16 protein-coding genes, 1 tRNA gene, 1 other RNA gene and 2 pseudogenes are annotated in these 14,760 nt (G+C 71.5%); 5 read left to right on the top strand and 15 right to left on the bottom strand.

From position 1 onward, the window contains the following. Window positions 1–43 precede the first annotated feature (43 nt). Both MLV88_RS08785 and MLV88_RS08780 read right to left on the bottom strand, forming a co-directional pair. Complete coding sequence (locus MLV88_RS08785; RefSeq protein WP_242360310.1) at window positions 44–259, bottom strand: hypothetical protein; 216 nt, start codon at window positions 257–259, stop codon at window positions 44–46. Between the two features lie 60 nt (window positions 260–319). Further along, window positions 320–439 (bottom strand): annotated as a pseudogene (locus MLV88_RS08780) (transposase domain-containing protein); the annotation flags it as partial. 100 nt (window positions 440–539) lie between these two features. On the opposite strand from MLV88_RS08780, the gene MLV88_RS08775 reads away from it, so the two are divergent. Next, a complete protein-coding gene (locus tag MLV88_RS08775; RefSeq protein ID WP_242360309.1) occupies window positions 540–905 on the top strand; it encodes an OsmC family protein in 366 nt (121 codons plus the stop codon). Between the two features lie 786 nt (window positions 906–1,691). On the opposite strand, the gene MLV88_RS08770 is transcribed toward MLV88_RS08775, so the two are convergent. Both MLV88_RS08770 and MLV88_RS08765 read right to left on the bottom strand, forming a co-directional pair. Next, window positions 1,692–2,246 carry a hypothetical protein gene (locus MLV88_RS08770; RefSeq protein ID WP_242360308.1) on the bottom strand — a complete coding sequence of 185 codons (555 nt, stop codon included), beginning with the start codon at window positions 2,244–2,246 and terminating at the stop codon, window positions 1,692–1,694. A gap of 51 nt (window positions 2,247–2,297) precedes the next feature. Continuing rightward, window positions 2,298–2,693 carry a hypothetical protein gene (locus MLV88_RS08765; RefSeq protein ID WP_242360307.1) on the bottom strand — a complete coding sequence of 132 codons (396 nt, stop codon included), beginning with the start codon at window positions 2,691–2,693 and terminating at the stop codon, window positions 2,298–2,300. A 591-nt stretch (window positions 2,694–3,284) separates the two neighbouring features. Here MLV88_RS08765 and MLV88_RS08760 point away from each other — a divergent pair. Beyond that, window positions 3,285–3,794 (top strand): putative zinc-binding protein, encoded by a 510-nt coding sequence (locus MLV88_RS08760; protein ID WP_242360306.1) that lies wholly within the window; start codon window positions 3,285–3,287, stop codon window positions 3,792–3,794. A gap of 360 nt (window positions 3,795–4,154) precedes the next feature. On the opposite strand, the gene MLV88_RS08755 is transcribed toward MLV88_RS08760, so the two are convergent. Further along, window positions 4,155–4,228 (bottom strand) — tRNA-Pro (locus MLV88_RS08755). A 216-nt stretch (window positions 4,229–4,444) separates the two neighbouring features. Next, window positions 4,445–4,939, bottom strand: coding sequence for a flavin reductase family protein (locus MLV88_RS08750; RefSeq protein ID WP_242360305.1), 495 nt, complete (start codon window positions 4,937–4,939; stop codon window positions 4,445–4,447). A gap of 488 nt (window positions 4,940–5,427) precedes the next feature. Between MLV88_RS08750 and MLV88_RS08745 the strand changes: the two genes are divergently transcribed. Continuing rightward, a complete protein-coding gene (locus MLV88_RS08745) occupies window positions 5,428–6,024 on the top strand; it encodes a histidine kinase (protein ID WP_242360304.1) in 597 nt (198 codons plus the stop codon). A gap of 126 nt (window positions 6,025–6,150) precedes the next feature. Here MLV88_RS08745 and MLV88_RS08740 read toward each other — a convergent pair whose 3' ends face one another. From MLV88_RS08740 to MLV88_RS08720, 5 genes are all read right to left on the bottom strand, one after another. Then, a complete protein-coding gene (locus MLV88_RS08740) occupies window positions 6,151–6,708 on the bottom strand; it encodes a hydrolase (protein ID WP_242337971.1) in 558 nt (185 codons plus the stop codon). Between the two features lie 67 nt (window positions 6,709–6,775). Further along, window positions 6,776–8,428, bottom strand: a complete 1,653-nt coding sequence (locus MLV88_RS08735; RefSeq protein WP_242355218.1) for a thiamine pyrophosphate-binding protein — start codon at window positions 8,426–8,428, stop codon at window positions 6,776–6,778. Window positions 8,429–8,519: 91 nt separating this feature from the next. After that, a complete protein-coding gene (locus tag MLV88_RS08730) occupies window positions 8,520–8,855 on the bottom strand; it encodes a YfhL family 4Fe-4S dicluster ferredoxin (protein WP_308197060.1) in 336 nt (111 codons plus the stop codon). A 150-nt stretch (window positions 8,856–9,005) separates the two neighbouring features. Next, window positions 9,006–9,194, bottom strand: a complete 189-nt coding sequence (locus MLV88_RS08725) for a YfhL family 4Fe-4S dicluster ferredoxin (protein WP_242337976.1) — start codon at window positions 9,192–9,194, stop codon at window positions 9,006–9,008. A 140-nt stretch (window positions 9,195–9,334) separates the two neighbouring features. After that, on the bottom strand, window positions 9,335–9,715 hold the full coding sequence (locus MLV88_RS08720; RefSeq protein ID WP_242355216.1) for a hypothetical protein: 381 nt from the start codon (window positions 9,713–9,715) through the stop codon (window positions 9,335–9,337). A gap of 68 nt (window positions 9,716–9,783) precedes the next feature. Here MLV88_RS08720 and MLV88_RS08715 point away from each other — a divergent pair. Beyond that, window positions 9,784–10,380 (top strand): annotated as a pseudogene (locus tag MLV88_RS08715) (SAM-dependent methyltransferase); the annotation flags it as partial. Between the two features lie 319 nt (window positions 10,381–10,699). Here the strand turns inward: MLV88_RS08715 and tyrS are convergent. From tyrS to ssrS, 4 genes are all read right to left on the bottom strand, one after another. Continuing rightward, entirely contained in the window at window positions 10,700–11,950 is a 1,251-nt protein-coding gene (gene tyrS, locus MLV88_RS08710) for a tyrosine--tRNA ligase (RefSeq protein WP_242360303.1), read from the bottom strand. Window positions 11,951–11,953: 3 nt separating this feature from the next. Beyond that, window positions 11,954–12,748, bottom strand: coding sequence for a TIGR00282 family metallophosphoesterase (locus tag MLV88_RS08705; RefSeq protein ID WP_242338020.1), 795 nt, complete (start codon window positions 12,746–12,748; stop codon window positions 11,954–11,956). A 35-nt stretch (window positions 12,749–12,783) separates the two neighbouring features. Next, window positions 12,784–13,404: a 5-formyltetrahydrofolate cyclo-ligase gene (locus tag MLV88_RS08700; protein WP_242355210.1), complete on the bottom strand. Its 621-nt coding sequence runs from the start codon at window positions 13,402–13,404 to the stop codon at window positions 12,784–12,786. A 4-nt stretch (window positions 13,405–13,408) separates the two neighbouring features. Then, window positions 13,409–13,602: non-coding RNA, 6S RNA (gene ssrS, locus MLV88_RS08695), on the bottom strand. A gap of 193 nt (window positions 13,603–13,795) precedes the next feature. Here ssrS and MLV88_RS08690 point away from each other — a divergent pair. Continuing rightward, window positions 13,796–14,707, top strand: coding sequence for a serine/threonine-protein kinase (locus tag MLV88_RS08690; protein WP_242355208.1), 912 nt, complete (start codon window positions 13,796–13,798; stop codon window positions 14,705–14,707). Window positions 14,708–14,760: the final 53 nt, after the last annotated feature.

Here is a 14,760-nt window from a genome sequence, read left to right as displayed (position 1 = left end):
CGCGGAGATCGGCTTGCGGCACGCCGAAGTGGTACCTACAACCTCAGTTGTAGATGCAACCGTCGTTCGCCAGCGCGTGCGCCCGCGAAGAAGACGCGGCGCAACGATCCTGCGCGAGCGAGAACTCGTCGATCAGGCCGGCGTTCACGTCCTCTCTCGCCCGTGCTGTTCGGCTCCGGAATCCGCCCGCGATGCGGACGTCCCGGTCGCCGGCGGCCTCGCGGGCCTGGTCGAGCGCGGGCGCGAGCGTGATGGGCAATTGATCGCGAAGTTGAAGGCGTAGCGCGCGGAGCTCAAGAAGGCGCTCGAGTCGCGGCGTTCAGTCGTGCGGCAGCAGGTCGTCGATCCGCGAATCCGGGTGGGTCTGCACGCGTATGAGCACGTCGCCGAGGTACTCGACGGGGTTCACTCCATTCGCCTCGCAAGTCGCAATCACCGCGATCTTCTCGGCACTCCTGCCGAGGAGGCCACCCGGAAGAACCGTGCATCAGGAGTGGGGCGAGACTTTCCCCCTGCCCATGGCGACTCCAGCGCAGGCGGTGAGCGAGTACGACGTTACGGCTCGCTCGACCGACGTGTTCGGCCGCGTCTTGTGCGGCATCCGGGACCACCACTTCATCATCGACGGCCCGGTGATAAACGGCGCGCCCGGCGAAGAGGTGACGCCCGTAGAGGTCTCGCTCTCCGCCGTCGCGGCCTGCGGGGTCGAACTGATTCAGGCGCTTGCCCGGAAGGAAAACATGCCGCTGCGGACTGTGGGCGTGAAGATGCACGGGGTCCTTGACCGAGCCAAGCAGCCGCGCAGCGACGTGAGGACGCTCAACTCCGTCGCCATGGACTTCACGCTGGGAGGCGTGGACGACTCGCAGGCCGCCGTGCTCGTAGCAGGCTTCAAGCGGCTCTGACCGCTGTATGGCGCGGTCGCGGTCGCGATCCCCGAGGTGCTGGTCCGCTACGCCGTTGCATAGCGTTGCAGCTGCGCGACGCCGGGCCCGGTGTGTCGGGGTGGCGCGTGTCTACCCTGACCTCGAAAGACATGAAGTCGCCGAGGTCGAGCCTGCCCGCTTATCGAAAGCCGCGTGCGGCGCGGTATCTACCGCATCGTTCACTGTCCGCCCGGCGAGCACGAGGAGCTCGCCGAGGTCTGGCTCTGGTCGAAGCAGGCGGGCGTTCTCGCACGAGACGGCGCCGTCGCTCCACGGCCTCTCCGATGTCCTCCCGAAGCGCGTCCACCTCTCGGTCCCGGCTGACTGGCGGCGGAGGCGCCCTCACCCGCCCGACTCTACGTACCTCTTGGCGCGTCGGCAGGGAGGCAGGACACCGCATTGGCCAGGGGTTACTGCCGACCCGAAGGCATCAACGCAGCAAGCGCGAGACAGCCGAGACCAACGCCAAGCAGGATGAGGCCTGGCCGAGTGAACGCGCCCGTCATCGCGACTCTCTCGAAGAAGCTCTGGGTGAGGGCCTTCGGACTTGCGCGGGGAAATGGCAGCGCCATTGCTCCGATCGCGGCAACGCAGATGCCTACGACCAGCAGGATCTGTCTCGCGCGTGCCACAGGAACGAGCATACCGGGTGTATCGAGCCTGCGGGAATACTTGTCGAGACGTGCCAGGAAGATCGGTAACGGCCCGCGGCGGGGCCCGGTGTTCGGGTCGTGATGATGGGCGCGCGGTGCGCGTGGACGCTGTTCAGGCGGGCCCCAGACGCGGCTTGAGCGATTCAACGATCGAGGACGCCTCGTCCTCGTCGACGGTGAAGATCCGGATCGTGCGGCCGCCATGGTCGAACGCGACGACTCCGTTCCCGAATCCCCAGTACCTCATGCTCCCCGCGAACGAGAAGGGCTGGAGCGGCGCGGCCGCGACGCGAAGTGCCCGGACCTGATCGAGAGGGTACTCACGCGTGCGACCGATCCCGAGCGCGTGCTGGCGGATCCTCAGGGTCCGGCCGCTGATCTCGAGCGTCTCGCGCCCGAACGCGTTCCACAGGAAAGCGGCGATGGCGAGGGCGCCGCCAAACGTCCAGGCGCTGAGCCAGACCACGAGAAACCCGATCGGTCTGGGCGAGTTGGAGATCTCGGGGGCTCCCGCGAGCGTGCCGATCACTGTGATCTCGCCGAATGCCCAGCCAGCGAGCCACACGGGAAGGAAGAGAAGCATCGGCCAGTTCTTCCGGACCGCCACGGTGATCCGGATGCCCCCGGGAATCGTTTCGGTGACCGCGCGACCTCGATGCTTGGACATGCGCCTCGCCAGGCCACGGGTTGCGTCGCAGGCGGGGCCAAGGACCAGGGCTTATCCATCCCAACCCAGGAGCAAGCTGGCGAGCAGGAACAATGCTCCCGACATGCCCAGCACGCCCAACCAGACACGCCAAGGCTCACCGCGGTCTTCGCCGTCTTCCCGGCCCGTGCGGTAGATCGGTACGCCGATCCGTTCGAGGGTCGCTGCTGAGGCGATGAAGAAACCGAGCGTGACGCCGATCCGGGGGAACGCCCAGATCGCCCGGGACATGTCAGCGGTCTCCGGGTCCAGCGCGGTCGCTCGAAACCACAGAGCTGCCGCAACTGCGGCGCCGACGAGCGTCACAGCCAGCAGCAGCTGGCCCGGGCCGGTCAGAATGCGATCTATGGGACTCGCGTCACCCGGTTCGTCATCGCGACAAGCATTCGGCTGTTCGGGACCGGACACGGCAACCCTCCCCGGCCCCACTCTATCCGATCACCGTCACCCATGGCGGAATCGAAGTTCATGACGCGGCGCCGTCTCCGAACGATGGCAGCGCGCGACACCATTCGCAGCGCAGGCTCGCGATGGGCTATGACTTTGGGTCGCGGCTCGCGATGAACGTGGACGTGGCGAAGCTGCGAAGCCTCGCCGCGCATCGACCCATCGTCATCGGTGACGGCTCGATGGTAGGAGCGGGCAGCGTCGTGCTCGACCCCGTGGCGCCGCACACGCCGTCGCGGGAGTGCCCGCGAAGCGGGTGGGCATCCCGAAGGCCGAGGTCCCGGCGTTTCAGATGGAGCAGGGCTTCGATATCGACGCGCCCGCGGGAGAGAAGAAGGACGCGAGCTGGCGATTACGCAGTCGCTGCAGCGGCGCCGGGCGTCGCCGCGCTGGAGGTCGAGCTCGGCATTCTCACCTGCGCGCCCAAGGTCGACGACCTCGTCTCCCCGAACGCCTGGGTGAGCGGCTCCCGTATCCTTTCAGGTTCGCGGTTCGTCTGCGGGAGGAGACGAACACGATCCGCCTCGAGATCGCTCGAGGCAGGTGGACCAGATGGAAGGCAAGACACCGGACTTCTCGCTGGACGTGCAGGGTGTGAAGGGCTTCTGCCCGGTCGGCGAGACGTACGCGAAGCAGCAGCTCGAGGAGAAGAAGATCCCCGTGCTCTCCTGCGAAGGACCCTGCGTCCGCGGGGAGATCGCGAGGCTCGCAGCCAACCTCGTCGCGAAGGCGGAGCCGACCCTCGCACGCGCGTGCCATGGCGAGGCCTTCTTCGTGCCTCACTCCGCGATGGCGTCGTGGGTTAAGGGCGCGGAGAAGGTCGTCATGATCGACGGCTGCTTCCTGCAGTGCCACGGGCGCGCCCTGAAGGGCCTGATCGGAGAGGAGAAGGTCGTCGAGATCGACGCGCTGCCCTTCCACAGGAAGTACGGCGATCTCTTCTCGATGGACGCCGTGCCCGAGCAGGAGCTGAAAGCAGTGGCGCGCCAGGTGGCCGACAAGATCATCGCCACGCTGAAGCAGTCGGGTGAACTCGCCGGCGACCGTTCGCGGAAGGAGTGATCGACGATGTGGCTGATCGGAATGGCCGTTTGCGCGGCCCTCATGCTCGCTGGCCACGCGGCGATGAACGCGGGCCACGGCTCACACTCGAACGGACGCGCCGCCGCGGCAGCGCGGCCGGCTCCGACTGCGCCCGCGCCGGATGGCGTCGAGGCGGAGAGCGCGCCCCAGCCGGCGCCCCAATCTCACCATTGACCAACTCGGAGAGGCCGGTGCTCGTACTGGCGGAGGTGGTGCCCGGAGAACGCCGGACAGCGGCTTTTAGGTCCGGTTGCTGCTCCCTTGCTGTCAGCGCGCACCAAGCCGTAAGACGAAGCCCCCGGAGCGCCGCTTTCGCGAGTGCATCCGGGGGCTTCTAAGTCGGGGCGACTGGATTTGAACCAGCGACCACTTGCACCCCAAGCAAGTGCGCTACCAGGCTGCGCTACGCCCCGGGAACTGCGGGGAGCGGATACGTAGCACCGCGACCCGAGACGGTCAACGGGGGAACGGTGCCGTTCGGCGGGTCGGCCGCTCCGCCCCGAATCCCGGCCGACGAAGGCGGGGCGCTGTCCGGGTCCGGGATGCCCGCGCCCGCGGGGAACCAGGCCTTCCGCGCGCCCGCGCCGAGCGCTGCGGCGAGGACCAAGCCGGGCCGCCGGCTGCGCGGCTCAGGGGCGCGCCTTCCCGTACTGCACGCCATCGGTGGTGAGGAGGGCGGGGCCTTCGGCGAGCACGCGCGCGTCCACGACGCGGCCGATGCAGAGCAGGTGATCGCCCACCTCGAGCGTCCGCACGAGCTCGCAGTCGAGCCAGGCGAGCGCGTCGTCGAAGAGCGCCGCTCCGGTGACGCCCTCGTGCGTGCGCACCGCGTCGAGCTTGTCCTCGCCCGTGAAGCTCTGCCGCGCGAAGTGGCCGGCCATCCGCCGCTGGTCGGCCTTGAGGATGTTCACGGCGAAGTTCTTCGTCGAGACGAGGAAGTCGATCGAGTAGTGCTGCCGGTCCACCGCGATGAGGACGTGCGGCGGGTCGAACGAGACGGGGCACGCCCACGACACGCTGAGCGCGTTCTCCGCGCCTCCCCGGCCGACGGTGACGACGCTCACCGGCAAGGGGAACCGCTTCAGGACCTCCTCGAAAGGCATCTTCTCAGCGCGCGTGGGCATGGGGGTCTCTCCGGCCGCGAATCCTGCCCCGGGATCGAGGATGGCGCCGAGTTCCCTCGGGGCGGGCCCCGACCGCGGGGCATCGCCGAGGAGCGGGCGCGTCGCGCAAGGGGCGCGGGCGTGGACGTCCAGCACGCACCGTGAATCTGGCCGGCGCGCGTCCGGGCGGGGAAGGCCGGCAGCGGGTCGCGCCGCGAAGCGGTCCGCCGCCGAGCGTTCCACCGCGCGGCGCGCTCGACGGAGGGCGTGAGGCGCGCCTGCTGACCGCACGATGGGCAGACTTTCCACTCGCGCTCGAGCTCCGCGCGCTCTCGCAGCCCTCGCATTTCGCGAGATGCCCGGGCGCCGAGCACGAGCGATCGCTCGGCTCCTCGGCCGCCGAGGGCCGACGAGGCGAGAAGGGGCGCAGGAATTTCCGGACATCCGGCGCCCGTTCCATACACGCCAGCACCTCGGCGATTCACGCCCAACGGCGCAGCGAGGAAAACGTGTCGATCGAGACGAACCACATGGATCAGATGCCTTCCAGGGAGACTCCCCGGGAGCCGATCGAGCGCCCTGCCGCCCGGACGCCGGGCGTGGAGGGAGAGTTCCCGCTCGAGTGGACGCACACCAGCCTGGCCGAGCTCTGCCCCGCCGCGCTGGCGGAGGTCCGGGCGCTGGCGGACGACGTCGAGTACGCGCCGGATCCGGATCGCGAAGGTTCCGGCGAATGGGACGCGAGACGCGTCGCGTACGCGATCACGATCCTCCTCGAGGACGCCATCAAGCGCTCCGCCGGCGCCGGACCGGTGTCGCTGCGCTGGCGGGAGTACGAGGACGAGGTGGTCTTCCGCGTCCAGTTCCCGCGCCCGCTCGCGCGCGGCGACCGCTTCGTCACCTACTTCGAGGAAGGCGTCCGCCCCGACGGGGCCGACGACACCGTCGGCACGCTCCGCCTCGTCGTCGCACGGAAGATCGTGCTGCAGCACCGCGGACGGCTCGCGCGCGTCCGCACCCGCGCCGGCACCTGCTACGTCGCGACCCTGCCGCGCTCCTCCGCGCGCGCGGTGCGCGCCGAGGAAGACGCCCTCGAGCTCGAGTAGGCGGTCGGAACCGCTCCGCCTGCCGCGCCCCGGCAGGCAGGAGCCCAGGGACGACCGGCTCCCGCCGACTTCCTCCCGCTCGCCCGCCGACAGGCTCGGCGCGAGCGGGCAGGTCGTCCGCCGCCGCTACTTCACGAGCGGCGCCACCTTCCGGAACTCGGGGGTCGCGGCCTCGTGCAGGAGGTCGAAGATAGCGGTCTCCGCGGTGGTCACGATCGCGCCGACCTCGCGGCAGAGCTCGAGGCCCACGCGGCGGTGCTCCTCGGTCCGGCTCGACACCGCGTCCGCGCAGACGTGGACCTCGTAGCCCATCGCCACGAGATCGCGCGTCGTCTGGAACACGCAGACGTGCGTCTCCATCCCGACGACGATGACCTGCCGCCGCCCGGTCTGCTCGAGCGCCGCGGCGAAGCCGGGGTCGGCGCCGCAGGAGAAGCGGGTCTTCTCGAGGGGCGGGGAAGGGAGGAGCTCGCGGAGCTCCGGGATCGTCCGGCCGAGCCCCTTCGGATACTGCTCGGTCGCGAGGATCGGCAGCCCGAGCTCCTTCGCGGCGCCGATCGTGGCGCGCGCGTACTTCACGAGCCGCTCGAGCGTCTCCTCCGGCATCGCCGGCGTGAGCCGCTCCTGCACGTCCACCACCAGCACCGCCGCCGTGGTGCGATCCAGCTTCACCTTGCGTCCCATCGCGTCACCTCCAGTTCGAACGGGGGCTGCGCCCCCGCCCCGCCTTTTCGCGATCCTGATCGGTCGCTCAGATCGCGTACCCCGCCGCCCCGCTCGCCGCCGCCGCCTCCGGGTCGATCGCCACGTCCACGCAGTAGACCGTCCCCGACGCGAACGCGCGCTCGAGGGCGGGCTCGAGGTCGGCCGGGTCCTCGACGTGCTCGCCCTTGCCGCCGAACGCCTCGACGACTCGATCGTATCGGGTGGGCGCGAGCTTCGTCGCGACCGCGTGGTCGTCGCCATAGAGGCCGCGCTGCGGGACGAGGATCTGCCCCCAGGCGGCGTCGTTCCCGACGACCACCACCATCGGCAGCCCGAACCTCACCGCGGTCTCGAAGTCGAAGCCGTTCAGGCCGAACGCGCCGTCGCCCTGGACGACGCACACCGGCCGCTCGGGCGCGAGCAGCTTCGCGGCGATCGCGAACGGCGCGCCGACGCCGAGGCAGCCGAGCGGGCCCGGGTCGAGCCAGCGCCCGGGCTTGCGAACCTTCAGCACCTTGGCCGCGACCGCCACCACGTTCCCCCCGTCGCCCACGAACGTCACGTCGCCCGCGCGCGAGGCCACCCGGTCGAGCGCCTTCGCCAGGCGGAAATGATGGATGGGCCGCTGGTCGCTCTCCTCGAACGCGCGCTGCTTCTCCGCGCGGGCCGTCTCCTTCTCGCGCAGGAACGCCCGCCACTCCGCCGCCGCCGGCGTGAGCTTCACGCCCGCCTCGAGCGCCTCGAGCACGCTCCGCGCGTCGCCGACGATCCCCACCTCCACCGGCCGGTTCCGGCCGATCTCCCCGCCCTCGACGTCCACCTGCACGACGCGCGCGCCGGGCGCGAAGGTGGGCTCGGTGCCGTAGCCGAGGCGGAAGTCGAGCGGCGTGCCCACCACGACGACCACGTCCGCCTGCGCGAGCGCCTCCTTGCGAGAGAGCTGGAACGCCGACGGGTGGTCCGGCGGGAGGCAGCCGCGGCCCATGCCGTTCAGGTAGACCGGGATCCCGCTCCGCGTGGCGAGCCGCGCGAGCGCGTCCACGCCGTCGTCCCACCAGACCGACGACCCGCCGAGCAGCACCGGCCGCTCGGCGCGGGCGAGGAGCGCCAGCGCGGCGTCGAGCTTCCGCGGATCGCCGGGCATGCGCGCGTCGGTACGGTACAGGGTCTGCGCCTCGGCGAGCGCCTCGTCGGCGCCGTTCGAGAGCACGTCCCAGGGGAGCTCCAGGAACACCGGGCCCGGCCGGCCGGCGCGCGCCACGCGGAACGCCTTCGCGAGGAAGCTCGGCACGAGGTCCGCGGAGGGGACGCGGTCCGCCCACTTGGTGATGCCGGCGAAGAGCTGGACCTGCGGCATCTCCTGCAGCGAGCCGCGCCCCTGGTTGAACGTCGGCGCGGCGCCGCCGAGGAGCACGAGCGGCACGTTCGCCGCCCAGGCGTTCGCGACGCCGGTGACCGCGTCGGTGACGCCCGGGCCGGCGGTGACGATGGCCACGCCCACGCCGCGCGTGAGCCGCGCCCAGGCGTCGGCGGCGTGCGCGGCGGCCTGCTCGTGGCGGGTGTCCACGAGCCGGATGCCCTCGTCCACGCAGCCCGCGTAGATGGGCGCGACGTGCAGGCCCGAGAGCGTGAAGGCGGTCGAGACGCCCTCCTTGCGCAGCATGCGGGCGACGAGCCGACCACCGGTGAGCGTCTCCATCGGGCCTCCTCGGGGATTCCCCCGGGACGACGACGCCCCGCACGCAGCGAGGCGAGCAGGGCGTGCGGGACTCCGGGCCGACCAGGCCGGGCTACTTGCGGAAGCGCGACAGCGCCGAGGTGAGCTCGGCGAGCGGCGGGAACTGCTTGTCCGGGTGGACCGTCGCGAGGCGCGCGTAGAGCTGCTCCTCGGTCTCGGCCTTCTCCTCGTCCGGGATGCAGCAGTCCACCGGGCAGACCGCCGCGCAGGCCTCCTCACCGTGGAAGCCGACGCACTCGGTGCAGAGGCTCGGATCGATGACGTAGATGTCGTCGCCCTGGGTGATCGCGCCGTTCGGGCACTCGGGCTCGCACGCGCCGCAGTTGATGCACTCGTCCGTGATCTTCGTCGCCATGCTCTGCTCCTGGTGCGGCGCGCGGGCCGCGATTCGCCGGGAAGCTCGCCGCCCGGCGCGCGCCAGGATACTCCAAGCGTCCCGAGGGTCCTGGCGCCCCGCCCGGGCCGTCCAGCCAAAAGCGAAGCGCCGGCGCGTCCCCTGGGGACGGGCCGGCGCGGGGTCACCGCCGTCTAGGTCCGCTTACGCGGCGACGCAGCAGTCGACCGGGCAGACCGCGGCACACGCCGGGGCGTCGTTCTGGCCCTTGCACTCCGTGCACTTCGCAGCCTCGATGATGTAGAGGTCATCGCCCTGCGTGATGGCGGTGTTCGGGCACTCGGGCTCGCACGCGCCGCAGTTGATGCACTCTTCCGTGATCTTCAGGGCCATCTCTTCGATCCTCTCGTTTCGCCGTTGGCAGGGCGGTGGGTTGCAGAGGCTTTATGCCCGCGCGCCTTCGTCGAGTCAAGCGTGGGCCCGCGAATTTCCTGGGGAAAATCCAGACCTTTCCAATCGACATTTGCCATCGGTCAGGACCGATTCGGTCCCCGTTCCGCGTTCGCCCGGACGTGCCGGCGGTCCTCCTCGACCTCCGCGGCGAGCCCCGAGAGCACGCGCCCGGCGCCCAGGACGAGCGCGGCGCCTGCGATCGCGAGGGCTCCGAGGAGGCGGTCGCGGCGGGCCGCGGCGAGCGCCAGGGCGAGGTCGCGGCGGCGGTCGAAGGCGAGCCGCTGGCGCTCGGCGTGCTCCCCCCGCAGCGTCTCGACGAAGGAGGCGCCCTCTGCCTGCCCGGCGACGCGCGCGGACTGGAGCTCCGTCTCGAGGCCCCGCACGCGGAGGGAGGAGCGGACGGTGGCGGCGAGCCCGGTGAGGGCGACGGCGCAGAGCAGGGCGGTCTTGGTCCGGGACATGTCGGCTTGACTGCTCTGCGAGAGCGCGCAGGATACCCGCCGCCGCCCCGGGGCGGCAAATCGAGCACATGGCCAAGCCCTACGATCCGAAGGATTTTTACTACCGCAAGGCGAAGAAGGAAGGGCTGCGCGCGCGCTCCGCCTTCAAGATCGACGAGATCCTCCGGCGCCACCGCCTCCTGAGGAAGGGCCAGGCGGTCCTCGACCTCGGCGCGGCGCCCGGCGGGTTCCTCCAGATCCTGGCCGACGAGGTGGGCGAGACCGGCGTCGCGGTGGGCGTGGATCTCGAGCCCATCCGCCGCCTCGGCAAGGTCTGGGTGAAGACCGCCATCGTGGACCTGCTCTCGCCCGGCGCGCTCGACGCGATCCGCTCCCTCCACGCCGGCCCGTTCCAGCTCGTCACGAGCGACATGGCGCCGAAGACCATCGGCGTGAAGATCACCGACGAGGCCCGGTCGCTCGAGCTCGTGCGGATGGCGCTCTCCGTCGCGGAGCGGACGCTCGCGCCCGGCGGCGCGTTCGTCGCGAAGGTCTTCATGGGCGGCGAGTTCCCCGCGCTCAAGAAGGAGCTGCAGGCGCGGTTCGACGAGGTTCACGTCATCCGCCCCGAGGCGGTGCGCGAGTCGAGCTACGAGGTCTACGTGCTCGGCAAGGGCCTACGGCGCTCCGGCGGAGCGAGGACCGTCGAGACCGCGACCCCGGCCGCGACTTCGGCCCCGGCCGCGACCCCGACCGCGGCCCCGACCTCGACAGCGACCCCGAGCGCGTCCGCGACCGCGGCCCCGGCCGCTACACCGCCCCGGCCCCCGCCCCCGCGCGCCGCCGCGAAGCCGAAGCCGTCCGGAAAGCCGCGCCAGAAGGCGAGCCCCAAGCCGCGCCCGAAGCGACCCGCTGCGCCCGCCGCGAAGTCCCGCGCGAAGAAGACGAAGGCCCGCGCGCGTTGAGTTCGGTCACCGAAGGTGATCGCGAATCACGAACTGTCGTCTAGGCGAGCTTCAGCCGGACGAAGCGGCGCTTGCCCACCTTCACGAGCCACTCGCCCGCGCCGAGCGTGGCCTTGTCGTCCGACACGCGCTCGCCGTTCACCGACACGCCGCCCTGGGCGATGAGCCGGCGCGCCTCGCTCCCGGAGGCGACCACCTTCGCGTCCGCGAGCAGTCGCGCGAGCGGGAGGCTCGGCTGGCCGTCGAGCGCCACCGCTCGCTCCTCGACCTCGTCCGGCACCTCGCGCCGCGCGTGCACCTGCGCGAAGTGCGCCTCCGCCCGCCGCGCCGCGTCCGCGTCGTGGAAGCGGGTGACGATCTCCTTCGCGAGCGCGATCTTGGCGTCCTTCGGGTGCCCGGCCCGGAGATCCGCGATCTCGTTGCTCGAGCGGTCGGAGAGGAGCTCGTAGTAGCGCCACATGAGGTCGTCGGTGACGCTCATGAGCTTGCCGAACTGCTCCTCCGGCGCTTCGGCCACTCCCACGTAGTTGCCGAGCGACTTGGACATCTTGCTGCCGACGATGCGGCCGGAGTCCGCGTCGAGCTTCGCGTCGAGCCCCTCGAGGATCGGGCCGGTGAGCACCACCTGCGGCGCGAGCTTGTAGTCCGGCATGATGGCGCGGCCGACGAGCAGGTTGAAGAGCTGGTCGGACGAGCCGAGCTCGACGTCCGCCGCGAGCGCGACCGAGTCGTACGCCTGCGCGAGGGGGTAGAGGAACTCGTGCACGCTGATGGGGACGTTGCCCGTGTAGCGCTTCTTGAAGTCGTCGCGCTCGAGCATGCGCGCGACGGTGTAGCGCGACGCGAGGCGGATGACGTCGGCGAAGCCCATCTTGCCGAGCCACTCGGAGTTGTAGCGGACCTCGGTCACGGCGGGATCGAGGATCCGGAAGACCTGCTTCTTGTAGGTCTCGGCGTTCTCCGCGAGCTGCTCGGGCGTGAGCGGCGGCCGCGTGCTGTTGCGGCCGGTCGGATCGCCGATGAGCCCGGTGAAGTCGCCGATGAGGAAGATGACCGTGTGGCCGAACTGCTGGAAGCGGCGCATCCGGGAGAGGAGCACCGTGTGGCCGAGGTGCAGGTCGGGCGCGGTCGGGTCGAACCCCGCCTTCACCCGCAGCGGCACGCCGGTGTCGTAGGCCTTCTGGAGCCGCGCGCGGAGGTCCTTCTCGAGGTGCAGGTCCACCGACGCCCGGGTGACCTCCTGGAACTGCTCGTCCGGCGTCGCGCTCCTGAGCTTCGCTTTCGGGTCCATCGCCTAGGTCTCCTCGAGCCTCTCCTGCACGCGCGCGATCGCGCGCGCGCGGCCGGTCTCTTCGTCGATGTCCACGATGGCGCCCTGGAGCCAAACCTCGCGCTTCGCGGGCTCGAACGGCACGGGGCGCGCCGTGAGGAAGCGCTCGACCACGAGCTCCTTCTTCACGCCGATGACCGAGTCCCACGGCCCGCACATGCCGACGTCCGTGACGAAGGCGGTGCCGCCGGCGAGGACGCGCGCGTCGGCGGTCTGCACGTGCGTGTGCGTGCCGAGCACCGCCGACACCCTGCCGTCGAGGAAGTGGCCCATCGCGTTCTTCTCGCTCGTTGCCTCGCAGTGCATGTCGACGAGGATCGCCTTCACGCCCTCGGCCCGCAGCGCGGCGATCTGCTCCTCGGCGACCCGGAACGGATCCTCGAGCGACCGCATGAACACGCGGCCCTCGAGGTTCACGACGCCCAGCCGGCGGCCGTCGGGCGTGCGCGCGACGCCGCGGCCCCGGCCCGGCGTGCCCGGCGGGTAGTTCGCGGGGCGGAGCAGGCGGGCGTCCGGGCGCTCGAGGTACGGCACGATCTCGCGCTTGGACCAGATGTGATTGCCGCTCGTGAGGAGATCCACCTCGGCGGCGAGGAGCTCCTCGGCGGTGTCGGGCGTGACCCCGATGCCCGACGCCGAGTTCTCCGCGTTCGCGATGACGAGGTCGATCCCCTCCCGCGCGATGAGGCGTGGGACGAGCCGCTGCACGGCCTGGCGGCCGGGCTTTCCGAAGACGTCTCCGAGGAAGAGGACCTTCAAGGTCTTCGAGGTGTCGCAAGCGGGAGGGGCCCGCGTCAACGGGATTCTCGGCGGAACAGGAGCGTGCGCGCCTCGGTGACGAGCGCGTCGAGGCGCGCGTCGTGCGCCTCGAACGGCAGCGCGGGCACGACCTGGAGCTCGAAGCCGAGGCCGATGCGCGCCGCGCGCGGCATCGCCTCGAGGGTGGCGTCGTAGTAGCCGCCGCCTCGGCCGAGCCGGTGACCGTCCGCCGAGAACGCGACCCCGGGCAGCAGGACCGCGTCCACCGCGTCGCGCGGGACCTCCGGCGCGTCCGCGGGCGGCTCCAGCGCGCCGAGGGGCCCGCACGCGAGCGCGTCCGGAGCGCAGCGCCCGAAGGCGAGGCGGCGGTCGCCGGGCACGACGCGAGGGAAGACGAGCAAGGCGCCGCGGGCGAGCGCGCGGGCGGCGATGACGGCCGTGTCGACCTCGCCGCCCAGCGCGGAGTACACGGCGAGCGTGCGCGCCGAGCGGAAGACGGGGACCTCGTCGAGGCGCGCTGCGATGGCTCGGGACTTCTCGAGGCGCTCGGCGGCGGGGAGGGCGCGGCGGGCGGCGACGAGAGCCGCGCGGAGGGCGCGCTTCTCCTCGCTCGCCTCGATCTCGCGCGTCCCGCTCAGCGCCGCCTCCGCGGGCAAAAAAAGAGCCCCCGCGTAGAGCCGTGTGGCCCGGTTGCTTGGACCTGTATTTCACAGGTGGGGCACCCGGTGCACCAGCGTCCGTAGGCTTCTCCCTCGCTGCTTGGGAGCTTGCTCATGGACGAGGGCGGGCGCTCCGCTTTGGCACAAAGTCGGCCCAAACGACGCGGGGCCCAAGCACGAGCTCGGCAGGGGCAGATCTAGATCAAGAAAAAAGAGCTAACACCGCGGAACACGCAGCGTTTTTACAAATCAGATCGTAGGCGGCCGCGGCGGCACTGTCAAGCGGTGACGTCAGCCTCCACGGGTAGAATCCCCCCGTGCGGGCACCCCTTCGTACGCTCGGTAGCGCCACCCCCGGCGCGGCGCCGCTCGCCGGCGGAGGCCGCGCGTGAGCGGCCTGCCGGAGATCGCGGGCTACACGCTCGAGGCGCTCGTCGGCCGGGGCGGCATGGCCGAGGTCTTCCGCGCGATCGCCCTGCGAGGCCCGCACGCCGGACGCACGGTGGCGCTGAAGCGGCTCCTCCCCGAGCTGGCGCGCGATCCGGAGCAGGTCGCGCTCCTCGCCGAGGAGGCCGCGGTCACGCGCCGGCTCCGCCACCCCGCCATCGTGGAGGTCCTCGAGACCGGCGTCGCCGGCGGCTCGCCGTTCATCGCCATGGAGTACGTGGACGGGCGAAACCTCCGCGACGTGCTCGGCCGCTGCGCGGCGCGGCGGATCCTCCTCCCCGTCGACTTCGGCTGCTACGTGGGGCACGTGGTCGCCGGCGCGCTCGCCCACGCGCACGAGGGCCTCGACGAGCAGGGCGCTCCGCTGGGGGTCATCCACTGCGACGTCTCCCCGTCGAACGTGTTCGTCTCGCGCCTCGGCGCGGTGAAGCTCGGGGACTTCGGCGTCGCGCGCGCCGCCGGGGCGAGCGGACGCACGTCCGGCGCGATGGGGAAGGTGCACTACCTCGCCCCGGAGCTCATCCGCGGCGGGGCGCCCGCGCCGCGGACCGACGTGTTCGCGCTCGGCGCGGTGATCTTCGAGCTGCTCACGAACGAGCGGGCGTTCCCGGGGCGGGACGTGAACGAGGTCGGCCAGCGGATCCTCGCGGGCCGGCTGCGCGCGCCGTCGGAGGTGCGGCCGGAGCTGCCCTTCGAGCTCGACGCCCTCGTGCTGCGCTGCCTCGCCCCGGATCCCGCCGAGCGCTGGCGGAGCGCGGCCGAGGTCGCCGGCGAGCTCGCGCTACGCTACGACAAGGCGATCGGGACGGACCTCGCCATCGCGGCGGTGGTGCGGGGGTTGTTCGGCGCCTGACGCGACGCCCCGGGAATCCTCACGGCGTCGCTGGACCGCGCGGCGCGGCCGCG

This window comes from Anaeromyxobacter soli (genome assembly GCF_022808855.1).
Taxonomy (GTDB): Bacteria; Myxococcota; Myxococcia; order Myxococcales; family Anaeromyxobacteraceae; genus Anaeromyxobacter; species Anaeromyxobacter soli.
The sequence above is the reverse complement of the archived record's forward strand: the minus strand, read 5'-3'. Positions and strand labels throughout refer to the sequence as shown.